Origin of the sequence: Agarivorans sp. QJM3NY_29 (assembly GCF_050870835.2) — a bacterium.
In the GTDB taxonomy this organism is placed as follows: Bacteria; Pseudomonadota; Gammaproteobacteria; order Enterobacterales; family Celerinatantimonadaceae; genus Agarivorans.
The window spans coordinates 3,768,374-3,784,219 of sequence record NZ_CP194036.2 but is presented as its reverse complement, the minus strand read 5'-3'; the positions used below and the strand labels follow the sequence as shown (position 1 = coordinate 3,784,219).

The following is a 15,846-nucleotide window of genomic DNA, read 5'->3' as shown; positions in this document are numbered from 1 at the left end:
GATTAGGTTATCGAAATTTGAGTAGCAAAATCCATTTTGTTAGCTCGATATAGCGAATTTATATATTACAGGATTGACTTCGTGCGGGCTTGTCACTAATAGTAGTGACTCACTGGCTTTCTTTATATGCAAAGGAACATCATTCAGTCATGCGGAAGGTAATCTGGGTCGTTTTATTGCTAACGGTGGCAAATAAGACTCATGCTGCTCAGTCAAGTTGGCAGGTTGGCCGTTCAAATAAGCAATATATTTTAAGCCAAGCGATTATGGACATGTTTATAAAAGCATCGGGTGTGACTAGTGTGAATCATTACCTTCCCTTCGCTCGCCGTTTGCGAAGCTTAGAGCTGGGAAGTATTGATATTAGTGCTGGTCTGCATAAAACCAAGGACCGAGAGAAATCACTTTATTTTTTGAAGCCCCCTTATCTAGATTCTTCTCGCCATTTCTTTGTCTTGCGAAAGCAGGAATTACTACCTTTAGCTCGCTATAAGGACCTGTATGCCTTGAGAGTTGGGGTTAAGTTAGGTGCCCGTTATTTCGAACCTTTTGATCATGATAGCAAAATGACTAAGGTGAGTTTAAATGACAATAGTGCTTGCTTAGAACTGTTATATCGTAAGCGGCTGGATGCTTGTATTGTTGGTGAAGTCGGTCGACATTTTGCTCTTAATGGCAAGGTTTGGAAGGGGCGCTTTAAACTTGCCAGCTTTCAGGGGGGGAATGATACGCCGGTGTATATTGCTATTTCTAAGCGCTCAAGTTTGTATGTAGAAAGGGAGCAATTAGACGCGTTATTGCAAGGTTTAACCGATTCCGGTGAAATTAGGCAGGTGATCGATGATTTTTATCAATCTCGTAATATCGCCACGCCGATTGATGATGAGCCAAGTCTGGAGTGATTTAGCGGATTGATTAGTGGCGCAGCCGACCTTGATTATTATTGCTTGGGTCCGGATTGGGGCGCCATACATTACGCAGGCGTTGTAAGATGTTGTCCGGGATCGAAGATGAACACTCTAAATTTATTTGTCGTCCTCGGCGCATGCCATAGAGTTTACCGTTGATGGCGCCGCTATTGCCTTGAAGTAGTTTTATTTCACGAATAAAGTACTCGGGCACTCGGCCTTTTGTCACCTCAACTCGGATCCCATCGATTTTTATGACAAATGCTGCACTGATTGCTTTTAACATCTATCCCCACTTTCTGATTTACCGATATTGCTTCTTATCATAACAAAACTATATTGCCAGTGGCCACTTAGGTATCTGTAGTCTATCCATAGCGGTTGTGAGGGGAACCTTTTATTTTGATTTGAAGTTTGTACTTACTTTTAGTCTCAAAGCTATTTAAGCTTATAGGACGTTCGTGATGAAGGGGCGCTCAGCAGGCTCGGTGGCAATAGGCAACACCAAGCACTAAGGAATCTGTATCAAAATTTTAAGTCTCAATTTATTGAACTATGTGGCGCCGCCTTATGCTGCCTACGAGTTTGATAATATCCTCGATAGCCAGCAGTGGCAGCAAAAGCAAGCGTGGTTAATGGGCTTGATTCATCAAGCTCAGCCCGATGTGATGGCTTTTCAAGAGGTATTTAGCGCAGAGGCGCTCGCGCTGCAGTGTCAGCAATTAGGCTATCCCTATTTCCTGGCGACTGCTAGCGTTTTAGATGAGACAAGTTATGTTTATCGTAAACCCGGCTTAGCTTTGGCCAGTAAGTATCCTTTGCGGCAAGTGAGTTTGTATCAAAGTGCAAGATCTGAGCAATTTAGTCGACAGCCGCTAGTGGCGAGAATAAAGCTGCCAGGGATTGCCTGGGTTAAATGTTACGTGCTACATCTAAAATCTAAACGACCGATGTTAGATGACTTACCTGAGCCCATTAGTGATATTGATGAGTATCTTGGGCGCTGGAAGGCAGATAATTTGCGGGCAAAAGAAGTTCGTTTATTGCTACAAGATATTGTTGCTTGTCGTCGCCATAAAGTTGAGCCTGTGATCATCATGGGAGACTTTAATGATGACTTGTCGGCGGGAGCGCTAGCGCATATTTTTGATTGTCCCCAGCCTCATAATGTAGGAGTGGAAAATACTTGGCGTTTGCATGATGGTTTTGCTTTAAGTCTGCAGACCGACTTGCGGCCTGCCACTCATTACTGGGGAGGGCAAGGCAGTGTACTTGATTATATTTTGTTGTCGGCAGAGTTTGCCCCAGATTATCAGCAACAAATGGCCGAAGTTGTGCGCTATCAATGCTTTGATCGTCATCTCACTCACGCCGATTTTTCCATCGACAGTCAAGCCAGTGATCATGCAGCGGTGATGCTTGAACTTAGGCCAAGAAAATAGTGAACCAATAAGCTTGTGAAGCGCAAGCAGAGCCGCGGTTATGGTGTTTGTTTAAAGCTGTGAGTAAGGACTTGGTTATCTTACTGATTCATAAGTTGTTAACTAGTTCATAACTTGATGTAATGTTGATAAAAGCACTAGCCTTGGCCTAGGCTTTTGATTAACCTGTAGATTAGTGGTCGTCGAGCTTTGGCGCTTGTTTTTATCTGGAAGAGAAGATCGATACTCAAATTCAACAGGCCCTAGTGTAGCAGTCGAGAGTGTTCGCTCGGACTCGTATCTTACAGCAGGTAATCTATGTTAAAGCCTAAACGCCGTTCTCAGTGGGCTTGCCTTTCTGCAATGCCCGAGCAATTATCCCACAGCACTATTTTAGAGCACGGGCTTGGTGATGTTTCGCTGATGCGCTTTAATGATACTCGCGAAGCTGAGCCGATTTTATGTCCCGATTTAATCGCTATCGAAGAGCCTCTGCTGCTGAATTTGACATCTTATTGCCCGAAGCAACAATGTTATCAAACAAGACAACTGAGCTTAACGATGCGCACGCCCGGTGATGATTTAGCGCTTGTCATCGGTTTATTGTTTAGTCAAAACATTATTAGTCGTCTTGACGAGATCGAGGCGCTACAGTTTGTGAGCGAAGCGGACGCCACGCTAAACCAAACCAATCATATAGAAGTGCAGCTAGTTAAAGGCTTGGTGCCTGATTGGTCTATTTTGCAGCGTAACTTTGCCAGCTATTCCAGTTGTGGCTTATGTGGTAAAAGTAGTGTTCAAGCTCTGGCATTAAGTCATCAAGCGAGCATCGATTGTCGCGCTGAATGGCTCGATGAGCAGTTGCTTTATCAACTGCCTAGTCAGCTACAAGGTTTACAAACGCTTTATCCTCAAACAGGAGCTGTGCATGGTGCGGGGTATTTCGCGGATCAGCAGTGGTTAATTGTAGAAGAAGATATCGGTCGACATAATGCCGTCGATAAAGTGTTGGGGCAGTTGTTATTACAGGACTGTTATTCCGAGCGCTCGGTTTTAGTGTTAAGTGGTCGGGTGAGTTTTGAGTTAATGCAAAAAGTAGTACGCGCTAATATTCCAGTGGTGGTCGCGGTAGGGGCACCATCGAGTCTAGCCTTAGCGGTGGCACGGCAGTTTAATATTAGTTTAATTGGTTTTACCAAAACAAAGCAGTTTAACGTGTATCACGCGCCTTGGCGGATTAAATATAAGTAGGTGAATATTGATGAGTCATAAACCTTATACGGGGGCGGCGGGAGGCTGGGCTGCCTTAGCGAGTACGGCAAAACATCTTGTTAAAAGTGAAAATGTAGCCAAAAATTTAAAAACCTTGTTAAAGACCAATCAAGACCATGGCTTTGATTGTCCCGGTTGTGCTTGGGGAGAAAAGGGCAACCGGGCCACTTTTCGTTTCTGTGAGAATGGTGCTAAAGCGGTGAATTGGGAGGCTTCGTCGCGTCGCGTGAATGCCCAATTTTTTGCTGAGCATTCGGTGGCTTGGCTTGCCAAGCAGAGTGATTACTTTTTGGAATATCAAGGTCGTTTAGCGGAACCCGTGGTTTATAACTCGCAGAGTGGTCACTACCAAGCGATTGCTTGGGATGAGGCTTTTCAATTGATTGCAAAGCATTTGCATCGCTTGGAAACCCCTAATCAAGCCGAGCTATATACCTCTGGACGAGCGAGTAATGAAGCGGCATTTTTATATCAGCTGTTCGGCCGTCGTTTGGGCACAAATAATTTCCCTGATTGTTCAAATATGTGTCACGAAGCTAGTGGTTATGCGCTTAGTAGCAGTATTGGCACTGGTAAGGGCACTGTGACCATTGAAGATTTTGAGATGGCTGATGCCATTTTTTTGTTTGGTCAGAATCCTGGAACCAATCACCCGCGAATGCTCGAAACACTGGCTCACGCAACGCATCGTGGTGCCAAGGTGGTAGCCTTTAATAATTTAAAAGAGCGTGGATTGGAGCGTTTTGCCAATCCTCAAAAACCAGCAGAAATGCTTAGCGGCGGCTCAAGTCCAACTACCAGTCATTATTTCACTCCTAAGTTAGGTGGTGATATGGCAGCGGTTCGGGGGATAGTTAAGGTGTTGTTGGCGCGTCATCAGCAGGCCCTGCTGCACGGCGATAGCGTATTCGATTTGAATTTTATTAAGCAACATACTCAAGGTTTAGAAAGTTACTTGATTGAAGTCGAACAGACTTCTTGGCAGAAGATTGTTGAGCAATCGGGGCTCAGCCAAGCCCAAATTGAATCGGCTGCAGATATTTATCATCAGTCAGACCGAGTGATCATTGCATGGGCCATGGGAATTACTCAACACAAACATTCAGTAGCCACCATCCATGAATTAACCAACCTGCAACTCTTATTTGGTCAGATTGGTAAAGATGGTGCAGGTCTGTGTCCAGTACGTGGTCACTCGAATGTGCAAGGCGATCGAACGATGGGCATTAATGAACGTCCCAGCAGCGCCTTTCTTGAAAGCATTGAGCAGGTGTTTGGCTTTACGCCACCAAAGAAACCGGGGCACAATGTAGTGCAGGCTTTAACGGCGATGCTCAAAGGGAAAAGTAAGGTCTTTATTGGACTCGGTGGAAACCTTGTTGCTGCCGCGCCTGATACGGCATTAAGTACTCAAGCCTTGGCCAACTGTGAGCTCACGGTGAGCATCGCCACCAAACTCAATCGTACTCATGTTACCCCTGGTCAACAGTCTCTCATTTTACCTTGCTTAGGTCGCACAGATGTCGATGAGCAACTCGCAGGTCCACAGCGAGTGACGGTTGAAGACTCCTTTTCAATGGTTCATGCTTCTGCTGGATTAATTGATGAAAGTCGTGAACATATGCGCTCTGAGCCAGCGATTATTGCTGGTATTGCCAATGCGGCCTTTGGGGCTTCGCCAGTTGATTGGTTGTCGCTGGTGGAAGACTATGATCGGATCCGGGATCTCATTGAGCAAACGATTCCTGGTTTTGAACGTTTTAATCAGAACCTACAGCAACCTGGTGGTTTCTATTTAGGTAATAGCGCGCGTCGACGAATTTGGAACACCGCGACTAATCGAGCTCAAATCACCTGTCATTCACTCCCCGAAAATATTATTAGTGCTGAAGTGCGAGCCTTGAGTGATAATCGTATTTTTGTGTTACAAACTTTGCGTTCTCATGATCAATACAATACCACTATTTATGGTTTTGCAGACCGTTATCGGGGGATCTACGATGAGCGAGAGGTATTATTTATTAACCCGCTCGATATCGCTGAACTTGGCTTTAAAGAAGGAGCTTTGGTTAATATTGAAACCCTCTGGGCCGATAATATTGAACGCAAGGTGAAGGGTTTTAAACTGATCGCATATGATATTCCACAAGGGAATGTTGCTGCTTATTTTCCAGAGGCAAATCCGCTTGTTCCCCTAATGAGCAAGGGTGACCTGAGTGACACGCCCACCTCTAAATCCGTGGCAGTGGTGTTGACTACGTCGGCCGACTCGGAGATTGCGATTGCGCTTAGTTGAGATTGTTGGCAAATTGTTGGTCTAGCGTTGCCGTGTCGCTTTCTCGCGAGGTTGCTAGCCAGCGGATGATTCGTTGCTGATGTTCGGGATGGTCACGGGTCAGGGCTCGCGCATGCGCGCAGGACTCGAGCCGCCAAAAATCCTTGTTGCCTTTAAGTTGCTGGTAAATCGTTTCTCCAGCTTCGATAGGGACCACTTGATCTGAAGCACAATGAATCACCAGCGAGTTGAGTCCTGGGAGCCGAGACAGTGACTCAGCACTGGCGTAGTCATCCCGCATTAACCAACCTGCCAGCCAAGCATAAAGCTGACTTAACTTACCTTTATTTAGGATGTATTTGGTTTCTTCAACATAGCTACTAAAGGATGAATCGATAATCATACCGTCGATTTGAATTGGGTTATCAGCTAAGGCTCTCATCAAAATATTACCGCCGGTGGAAGTCGCAATAATAAAGCTGGCTTGTTGCGACTGGAGCGCAAGCTGCTCAAAGTAATCTAATATACTAAGCGCGTCTAAATAGGCAGCTTGGTCACTGACTTGACCACTAGAGTGGCCGAAACCAGAGTAATCAAAAACCATGACGTCGTAGCCGTGTTCGATTAACCAATCAACTTTTTCTTTGGTTTGTTCCATGTGCCCACTGTTGCCATGAAAGTGGGCGATGATGCCTGCAGGTTCAAGCTGTTGACTGCGAGGAAGCCACAGATAGGCGATATCGTTACCGGAACGAGACTTCATCCAACGAACTTCTGGATTGATGGTGTCCGGTTTTGAAGGGGAAAAGAAAAGTTTGTTTGAGCAGCCGCTAAGACTTATAAATAACAAGCTGATAAATATAAGGCGCATCGCATTCCTCCGTTTATAACATTTACGGAGGCTTATCATTAAAGGATCAGTTGGTTTTATTGAGCTTTAATTGGGTGCCAGGCTCAGTGATTTAGCTTGGATGGTTCTATCAGTTGTCTAACTTGTTCGGCAGGCAAGGGTTTTGCGAAGTAATAGCCTTGCAAGTAATCAACTCCTAACTCGGTTAATTGATTCATTTGCCGTTCGGTTTCTATGCCTTCGGCAACCACGCTGTGGTTCAGGGACTTGGCAATATGCATCACGGCTTTAATGATGGCATAGCCATTGGTTTCCATACGACTGACAAATGAGCGGTCAATTTTCACGGTATTAACCGCTAAGTCTTGCATTATTGATAATGAAGAATAACCCGTACCAAAATCATCGATAGAAACCTTTATTCCCTTATCTTGTAGATCTTTAATTTGCTGCGAGAGCAGCACAATATCGGAGGTGAACACTGATTCGGTCATCTCGATATGTAGTTGTTCAGGGTGTAGTTGACTCGCACTTAATGCGTGCTCAACAATCTCAATAAAGTCCTGATCTTGAAGTTGTATGACTGATACGTTCACACACACCGCGAATTGCTGTTGGGCGGGCCAAAGAGCGGCTTCTTGGCAGGCTGAATTTAACACCCAGACGCCTATTTTTCTAATTAATCCATATTGCTCGGCAATACTAATGAATTCATCGGGTGAAATCCATTCACCATTAAATTGCCAGCGGATTAGCGCTTCGAAGGATACTATTTGTTTATCGGAAGAGCGTAAAATAGGCTGATACACTAAACTGAATTGTTGTTTATCGATGGCCTGACTCAGTCCATCTTTCAGGCGTAATTCTCGGTGAATTTTCTGCTCTAATTGTTGCGAAAATAGGCCCACTGTAGAAGGACTTAGTTTTTTTTGCGCATACATCGCTGTATCGGCTAAACGGATAAGACTGTGTTCATCTTGGGCATGTTCAGGATAAAACGCGATCCCCACCGTAGCGCCCACCGATAAACGATTATTTTCAAAGCTATAGGCCTCTGAGAGTGTTTGTATCACCTTATTTGCTAATGCAATGGCGGGTTGATGGTCGCTATTTTCTAGTGCCAATAGAAATTCATCGCCGCCCCAACGACAAAGTAATTGTTGGTTGGTGGCTAGTTGTTTTAATCGAGTCGCGGTATTGGTCAGCACCTGATCTCCGGTGTCGTGACCGATGGCATCGTTAATTTTTTTGAAGCCATCTAGGTCAATAAATAGCAGCGCAAGGTGTTGCTTGGCTTGGGCACTTTGTTGAAGTTGTTGTGCTAAATGCTGTAAAAATGCGGAGCGATTAAATAGACCCGTGAGTGGGTCTAGATTTGACAACTGGTAAATAGTCCGTGTGCGTTGTTCTACTTTTTTTTCCATCTGTTGGACTAAGGTGACATTTTGGTTTTTTAGCATAATTGCTTGCTGAGTGAATGCTGCATTGCGTTTGGCAACGACTAACATCGCTAAGCTGCAAATAATACCTAACATGCCCAAGACCTGTCGCTCGTACTGACCTGAGAGCAACAGCGCTAAGGCTGGAAACGCAACCGTGCTCGACGCATAAAACATGGCGGTATATTTATGTCCAGCCAGAGTCGTGGCCGAGCCGCCAGCCATTGCGGCAACGATAATCATATGTGTACTTAGATCGAGATCTGAGCTGTATTTACTGGTGATCACATACACAATATAGGTCGACCACATTAAAGCGGTTAGATTGGCACCGATAATAAAGCGTTGAATCGCTTTTACTTCATCGAGTTTGGTGCTTTGCTGGTGACGTTTCCACCACCATAAATCGATTAAACGCAACAATAACAAACTGCTCATGAGTAGCCACCAAGCATGTTTAAACGATTCAATTTGGGGGATATTAAAGGCGAACACGAGTATGCAGGAGGCAATTATTGAAATCAATACTCCCGAAAAAGCGTTGTCATAGAGTAAATTAGCCGCATCTCGTTGGCTATGAGCGATGAGTTGGTCCTGATTGATGGTTGTTTACCTTTAGGTTGTTATTTAATCAAAACGGATCGTCAGGTAGACGGATAAGTTTTAGCGTGCTGTTGCTTATCGGCCTTTAATCTAGAAGCTTTACTCGCTGATGATTAAATGACGCTTTTGGTGTTCAAACAAAGCATAGACCTAATGTGTGAAAGCTAGCAATCATCGCTTTACTCTAAGCTTTGTCGCCGTTAATAATAGAAATCACTAATGGTTTTTTTAAAAGGCATATGCAAAATGAATATCAAGAAGGTCGATCTGAATCTTTTGGTGTATTTAAATGTGCTATTAGAAGAGCGTAACGTCTCTCGTGCGGCGAATAAGCTTGCTTTGACTCAACCTACCATGAGTAATGCTTTAAAGCGTTTGCGTGAGCTGTTCGATGATCCTTTGCTGGTGCGTACTGCAGAAGGGATGAGTCCCACCGAAAAAGCGACCAAATTGAAACCTGAGATCGTGAGTTTATTGAGTCTGGCGGAAAAAATAACTCAACCAGATAAAGACTTCTCGCCCGCACAAAGTCGGCTTACGTTTCGTGTAATGTGTAACGATTATATTGAGGCAGCCTTGTTAGCACCATTTATTCAAAGTTTGTTAGAGTGCGCGCCTAATCTTAGTTTCGACTTGTATGGACCGGGTGATATTGGACTGGCCGATATGGAAAAGGGCCACATTGATTTAGCCTTGAACCGCTTTACCAGTTTACCGAAGACTTTTCATCAATCGAGTATTTGGCGTGACAACTTTTGCTGTTTAGTACATCAGGAGCATCCTTATGCGCAGGCGCTCGATCTAGACAGCTATTTGACGGCAGAGCACATCTGGGTAAACCAAACGGGTTGGGGAGCGGAAACTTCGCTTGTGAACAATAGAGGAGGGCAGCAATTTTCGTGGGTTGATGAAGCGCTCGCGCAACTGGATAAAACGCGCAATATTCGAGTTTATACCCGTCACTATGGCCTCACATCCTGGCTGTTGAGGCAACCTAAGCTGATTGCGACACTGCCTCGCCGTCAGGCCATGTTATACAAAGATGATCCTCAGTTACGATTGGTTCGAGTCCCATTTCAAATTGTCCCCATAGAAATTAAGATGATTTGGAGTCCTTTGCTGCAACATTCGAAGGCGCATCAATGGTTGCGGCGTTCGTTATCGACCTTTGCGAGTACTGTGGTTGACCGTTGAGCGATTACTATTCATAAAATCTATACCTTATATTGAAAAGTAAAATTTTATTTAGTTGTGTATGGACGTTACCTTAAAGGTGAAGCTTGGTTGAGCGGCGCTTGATTCAACACAACAGAATAATGATTAGTATAAGGAAGTTAACCATGAATATATCACCCCACAGCACTCAAGGTTACCAACATCGAGATGAGCTTTTTATTGACGGGTCGTTACTTGTGTTTGTCGAACAACAACTCTCAAGTCATGAGGGGGGGGCCGTGGATGACTTTCTTGAAGCCTTAGCCATTTTGGTCGACGAATTTGGCCCTCGCTATCGACGCTTAAATCAAAATAGTCAGGAGATGAGCTGTGATGAACACCTCTCTCGGTGTCAGCAAAGTTTAACGATGTCCACGGCAATTAATATTAGTCGCGGTAGTAGTAAGGCGGTACTGGATCAACACAGCTGTGCGATCCCAAGTTGTATTTTTGATGCGCTATTGACCGCGATGATTGCTCACCAGCGTGGATGGGTATTGTCCTTAAGTACGAGCAAGCCATTAGAGGCTGTTCTGATGGAAGCATTGTTTAAGCGTGCTCAGCAGTTAATGAATCTGAGTGATGTGCAAGTTGAGGTATTACCTCCATTAGATAATGTGGCCTGTATTGCACAAGCTCGTCAGCAAGCTACTTTTTCGGAAAGGTCTTTAGTGAGCCATGCATAGGGCTGTTGAATTTTGCCGAGTGCACGTTTTTTATTGCGGTAAGCCGAGAGGTCCTCTTGTGAGCGACGCAGATAAAAACGTAAAAGCCTTGAATTGAATTCTTCGGACACCGCAATTGACTATTTTTACAGCTTTATTATCTTCTTTGCCGAGAACGATATAGCGAAGACGGTTGCGGGTGCCAATCTAATCTTCACCAAATGGCTGAAAAATAACACACAAGCTTAACCGGCGGTGTCAGCGAAGCGCTTATAGGAAGGGCATATTTGTGGTGATTGAGCGCACTTCAACTGTAAAACAGCGGTGAGTGCATATATATGTATGCGCTACATGCCTTTGATGAGCTATTCTTCATTGAGCATATTCTAAGTATATTTTTTCATAAATTCTACGAGTGGTAGCGGTTTGTCAAAATAGTAACCTTGATAAGCATTAACACCACGACTGAGTAGATAATCCAGTTCACTCTGCTGCTCAATACCTTCGGCGATGGTTTGTACTTTCAGACGTTGGGCCAGATCGATAATATTTTCCAGCAATTTGATTTTATGAGTATCATGAATTGCTTGTACAAAGCTCCTGTCTATTTTTAAGTAGTCGGTGTCGATTTGATGTAAATACTTTAATGAACAGTGCCCCGTGCCAAAATCATCGAGGGCAATTTTTACGCCGATTAACTTTAGTTTATCAATCGCGGTGAAATACAGCATGTCATTGGGGAGTTCTTCACGCTCGGTGATCTCAATGATGAGCGTGTGTCCATCTTCGGCGAAGTTCTTGATGAAACGTTCGCACTCCACAAAAAATGCGGGTTCTGTTAATTGCACAGGGCAGATGTTGAATGCGATATGTAAGGGCTTACGGTTGGCGACTGGAATGTTGATCAGAGCGGTAGTCACTTGTTCAAATAATAGTGAGCTAATGGCACTAATTTGACCACTTTTTTCGGCGATAGAGACAAAGTCTGCGGGCAATATTAGCCCCTTGGTAGGATGCTGCCAACGCACCAATACCTCTGCGCCATTCAGCTTTCCAGAGGCATCAATCACTGGTTGAAGATAAGCCGTAAACTGTTTATAACAAATCGCTCTAGCGATACTAAAAGAAAGCCAATTAAAGGCATCGATATATTTATAAACCGCCCTTGCACCTATATTACAAATGACCAGCCATAGCGCTATCATAAGACCAAATTTGTTGAACACGTAGTGTACATAAGTTTTTAGGGAGTACTGGTAGTACACTTGAAATAAGTCATTGCCATAACTGGCTTGAGGTAGCGTATTGAAGTCCTCTACCTTGACGACGCTGGTATGACTAAAAATGTAATCGTTGATCCTTAAATAGCTATTGAAGTTGCCTTCCACATTCTCCAGTATTTCTTTGATATGTTGTGGGTGTATTCCAAAATCGATAAAGTTGCTACCGGAAACTGGGATGGCAATTAGTACCACGCCTTTTTCTTGCTCTTGATCATAGACGTCAAAGATAGTTGAAGGGACAAAAAACATCCGTTTTGATTGCGCAGCATGATTATTGTTCGAGAGCTTAATATCTTGATAGTTGGGTAGTGTGCTGCATTGTATTTGTCGTTGATTTACCCAACTGATACTTCTTATATTGGAGCTACTTAATACCGCATTTTCTGCTCGAGCCTTAAACAGCGGGCAATCCTTGGGCATTTGCATATCTTTAAATGAATACTCATAAAAGTTATTCATATCTTTGGTCATTGAATTGAGTTGTTGGTAGATGGCGGCGGAGTGGGCCATCCCTTCATTCTCAACATTTTGGTAGGCTAACAGGCAGATGAAAGCGAGTCCAAAAAAGTTCGAAATCCAAATAAAGGTTCTGCTACTGATATAGGTCGATAATTGCATAGTGACGATGTGCGGCGCTTTATCTTTTTTACATACTATGTTGATATAAACGATGATATGCAAGTTAATTTATTGTCGATGATGTCGCCGTTCTTATCTGTTCGTATCGCTGATCGGTCACACTGTAAAATAATTGTAAGATCTCGCAAAATTATTATTACGTAGCATAAGGTAGCAAAAAACCGTTTACCTTGATCAATTAACCATATTTTTGGATAAACGCTGCGAGCGCGAGCGGTCCATCAAAGTAGTGGCCTTGATAATAGTTTACCCCTCGACTGAGCAGAAAATCGAGCTCACACTGTTGTTCTATACCTTCGGCAATCGTTTGCACTTTTAGGCGTTGAGCGAGGTCGATAATATTTTCTAGTAACTCTATTTTGTGGGCATCGTGGATCGCTTGCACAAAACTCCGGTCAATTTTTAAATAATCAGTGTCGATTTGATGTAGATATTTGAGAGAACAATGACCAGTACCAAAATCATCGAGGGCCATTTTCACGCCGATTGATTTCAATCGTTCGATCGCGACAAGATACTCATCGCCATTGGGGAGTTCTTCACGTTCCGTGAGTTCAACGATCAAAACATAGCCATATTTGGCAAAGTTTTCGATAAAGTGCTGGCAATCGGTAAAAAAAACGGGCTCGGTTAATTGGATCGGACAGATGTTGAAGGCGATATGTAAGGGCTTACGATTGACCTCGGGAATATTGTTTAAGGCGATACTCACTTGTTGAAATAATTGACTACTAATGGCACTGATTTGCCCTGTTTGTTCTGCGACGCCAACAAAGTCACTCGGCAAAATCAGTCCTTTATTTGGATGTTGCCAGCGCACTAGCACTTCACCGCCAATTGGCAGGCCAGAGGCATCAAATACGGGCTGTAGATAAGCGGTAAAGTGCTTATTTTTTATGGCTCGTGAAATACTAAAACTTAGCCAATTGAAGGTGTCGATATAGTTATAAACTGCTCTTGCTCCAACAGTGCTGATAATGAGCCATAGTGCCATGAGTATGCCGAATTTGTTGAAGAGGTATTGCAGATAAGTTTTTAACGAATATTGATAATAGACCTGAAACAAGTCATTGCTATAACGTGGCTTAGCCAGTTTTTTGAACATTTGGACTTGGCTGATAGATGAACGACTAAAAATGTAATCTCCTAGCTTTAAGTAACTATTAAAGTTTGCTTCAACATTTTCTAACAACCCCATGAGATGCTGAGGGTGTATGCCAAAATAAATATAGTGCTCGTTTGATACCGAGATCGTTATCAGTACCACCCCTTTTTCTGCAATCTGAGAATTAACACTAAAGATGGTCTGCGGAACAAAAAATATCTGTTGATGTTGGGCCGCACTGTATTTGGGGGAAAGTGACACGCTTTGATAATTGGGTAAGCTACTGCAGAGTAATGTTTTCTGATACACCCAGCTAACACTTCTCACCACCGAGCTGTTGAGTATGGTATTGGTTGCCTGCTGGGTAAACAGAGGGCAGTCTTCGGGTAAATGGATATCTTTAAATGAAGTGCTATATAAGTCTTTTACCTCACTCATCATTGAATTGAGTTGTCGGTAGACCGATGCGGAGTGCGTGCTCGCTTTGTCTTCGATGTCTTGATACGCAAATATACAGATGAAAGCGAGTCCAATTAGGTTTGAACTCCAAATAAAGCTTCTCATGTGAATATAGCTTGATAATTGCATAGTGAAGATTATTAATTTTGTATTATAAATTTACTATGTTGACATAAATATTCACTCTTAAGTTAATTAATTATCAGTTTTGAGTGCTTGCTCAATTGCTCATGTATCTGTATTCGCGCTTGAACAGCATCTTGGGTCATAAAGGACGAAGTCCAGTTTACTATCGTGGGCAACAAAGGTGGTTTTGGAATAAGTAATACTTTGTGCGATGGGTCACTTTTAGACATCGTTGAGAGTACCAGTATTCAAGACCTCCAGTCGGACGACTCCCCAAACTGTCAGAAGGTAAATGCCTTTATCCCTTGATATTTTACATATGTTTGATCACTGCCACGCCGAATTCAGAACAACTGACTTCGCTGGCTTGCTCAATCATTCGGGCAAAGTCGTAGGTGACGGTGCGGGCCGCAATGGCCCCCTCTACGCCTTGGCTAATCAGTTGTGCGGCTTCCGTCCAACCAATGTGTTTCAGCATCATTTGGGCGCATAGAATAATTGAGCAAGGATTAACCTTATCTTGCCCCGCTAGACGTGGGACCGTGCCATGGGTGGGTTCGAAAAAGGCCACTTCACTACTTAAATTAGCGCCAGGGGCGATGCCTATACCGCCGACATGGGCGGCTAGCGCATCGGCCAGTAGATCGCCATTTTGGTTCATGGTGGCAATTACATCATAGTGCTCTGGATGTAAGGTGACTTGTTGAAACATATTATCGGCAATCACGTCTTTTAGTACCAATGGTGCTCGTCCATCGTCACGCGGGATTTCTAACCAATAGCCATTGGGATGTCTTTGCGCAGCAAATTCTTGTTCGGCTAATTCATATCCCCAGTTTTTAAAGGCTCCTTCGGTGAACTTCATAATATTGCCTTTATGCACCAGGGTCACCGATTGCCGCTGGTGGTCTAAGGCATATTGGATGGCGTGGCGGATCAGTCGCTTGGAGCCCTGCTCTGAAATATGTTTAATGCCAATGCCGCAGTGTTCACTAAAACGTAACTTAGTCACGCCCATTTGTTGTTGTAAAAATTCGATGATGCGCTCGGCATCAATACTATCGGCCTTCCACTCTATGCCGCTATAAATGTCTTCGGAGTTCTCTCTAAAAACCACCATATCGGTTAGTTCAGGATGTTTGAGTGGGGAGGGCACGCCTTTAAACCAGCGGATTGGGCGAATATTAACGAATAGGTCCATTTCTTGGCGAAGCGAAATGTTTAGAGAACGAAAACCGCCGCCAATGGGGGTTGTGAGGGGCCCCTTTATGGCAACTCGGTGTTCTCTAATCGCGCCGAGAGTTTCTTGTGGAAACCAATCGCCGTCGTACATGGCAGCAGCTTTTTCACCATTGAATACCTCCATCCACATGATCTGACGTTGCTTTCCATAGGCCTTGGCCACTGCGGCATCGACCACCTTAAGCATCACAGGGGTGATATCGACTCCGATTCCGTCGCCTTCGATATAGGCAATAATTGGAGTATTGGGTACTTGCAAGCCATGCTGTGGGTCGAGGGTTATTTTTTCTCCGCCAGCGGGAACGATAATATGTTGGTAATCCATTCGAGTGGCCTTTGAGTGT

Annotated in this window: 12 protein-coding genes; 6 read left to right on the top strand and 6 right to left on the bottom strand. The window is 44.0% G+C overall.

From position 1 onward, the window contains the following. Positions 1-149 precede the first annotated feature (149 nt). On the top strand, positions 150-902 hold the full coding sequence (locus ACRRS0_RS17205) for a substrate-binding periplasmic protein (protein WP_432451990.1): 753 nt from the start codon (positions 150-152) through the stop codon (positions 900-902). A 13-nt stretch (positions 903-915) separates the two neighbouring features. Here the strand turns inward: ACRRS0_RS17205 and ACRRS0_RS17200 are convergent, their stop codons facing one another. After that, positions 916-1,194 carry a DUF3634 family protein gene (locus ACRRS0_RS17200; protein ID WP_432451991.1) on the bottom strand — a complete coding sequence of 93 codons (279 nt, stop codon included), beginning with the start codon at positions 1,192-1,194 and terminating at the stop codon, positions 916-918. Between the two features lie 271 nt (positions 1,195-1,465). On the opposite strand from ACRRS0_RS17200, the gene ACRRS0_RS17195 reads away from it, so the two are divergent. The 3 genes from ACRRS0_RS17195 to ACRRS0_RS17185 all read left to right on the top strand — a co-directional run bounded on the left by ACRRS0_RS17195 (position 1,466) and on the right by ACRRS0_RS17185 (position 5,897). Further along, a complete protein-coding gene (locus ACRRS0_RS17195; protein WP_432451992.1) occupies positions 1,466-2,350 on the top strand; it encodes an endonuclease/exonuclease/phosphatase family protein in 885 nt (294 codons plus the stop codon). A gap of 297 nt (positions 2,351-2,647) precedes the next feature. Further along, the gene (locus ACRRS0_RS17190) at positions 2,648-3,580 is read left to right on the top strand and encodes a formate dehydrogenase accessory sulfurtransferase FdhD (protein ID WP_432451993.1); all 933 of its coding nucleotides are present in this window, start codon (positions 2,648-2,650) and stop codon (positions 3,578-3,580) included. Between the two features lie 10 nt (positions 3,581-3,590). Beyond that, the gene (locus ACRRS0_RS17185; protein ID WP_432451994.1) at positions 3,591-5,897 is read left to right on the top strand and encodes an FdhF/YdeP family oxidoreductase; all 2,307 of its coding nucleotides are present in this window, start codon (positions 3,591-3,593) and stop codon (positions 5,895-5,897) included. Here ACRRS0_RS17185 and ACRRS0_RS17180 read toward each other — a convergent pair. Both ACRRS0_RS17180 and ACRRS0_RS17175 read right to left on the bottom strand, forming a co-directional pair. Continuing rightward, on the bottom strand, positions 5,890-6,747 hold the full coding sequence (locus tag ACRRS0_RS17180; RefSeq protein WP_432451995.1) for an alpha/beta hydrolase: 858 nt from the start codon (positions 6,745-6,747) through the stop codon (positions 5,890-5,892). The two genes, ACRRS0_RS17185 and ACRRS0_RS17180, sit on opposite strands and share 8 nt — an antisense overlap. Positions 6,748-6,830: 83 nt before the next feature. Further along, positions 6,831-8,603, bottom strand: a complete 1,773-nt coding sequence (locus ACRRS0_RS17175) for a putative bifunctional diguanylate cyclase/phosphodiesterase (protein ID WP_432451996.1) — start codon at positions 8,601-8,603, stop codon at positions 6,831-6,833. 411 nt (positions 8,604-9,014) lie between these two features. Here ACRRS0_RS17175 and ACRRS0_RS17170 point away from each other — a divergent pair, with 411 nt between their 5' ends. Continuing rightward, positions 9,015-9,962, top strand: a complete 948-nt coding sequence (locus ACRRS0_RS17170; RefSeq protein WP_432451997.1) for a LysR family transcriptional regulator — start codon at positions 9,015-9,017, stop codon at positions 9,960-9,962. A 146-nt stretch (positions 9,963-10,108) separates the two neighbouring features. Continuing rightward, on the top strand, positions 10,109-10,669 hold the full coding sequence (locus tag ACRRS0_RS17165; RefSeq protein WP_432451998.1) for a hypothetical protein: 561 nt from the start codon (positions 10,109-10,111) through the stop codon (positions 10,667-10,669). 365 nt (positions 10,670-11,034) lie between these two features. Here the strand turns inward: ACRRS0_RS17165 and ACRRS0_RS17160 are convergent, their stop codons facing one another. The 3 genes from ACRRS0_RS17160 to icd form a co-directional block, all read right to left on the bottom strand. Further along, on the bottom strand, positions 11,035-12,549 hold the full coding sequence (locus tag ACRRS0_RS17160; protein WP_432451999.1) for an EAL domain-containing protein: 1,515 nt from the start codon (positions 12,547-12,549) through the stop codon (positions 11,035-11,037). 199 nt (positions 12,550-12,748) lie between these two features. After that, a complete protein-coding gene (locus tag ACRRS0_RS17155; protein ID WP_432452000.1) occupies positions 12,749-14,239 on the bottom strand; it encodes an EAL domain-containing protein in 1,491 nt (496 codons plus the stop codon). Positions 14,240-14,573: 334 nt separating this feature from the next. After that, complete coding sequence (icd, locus tag ACRRS0_RS17150; protein WP_432452001.1) at positions 14,574-15,827, bottom strand: NADP-dependent isocitrate dehydrogenase; 1,254 nt, start codon at positions 15,825-15,827, stop codon at positions 14,574-14,576. Positions 15,828-15,846: the final 19 nt, after the last annotated feature.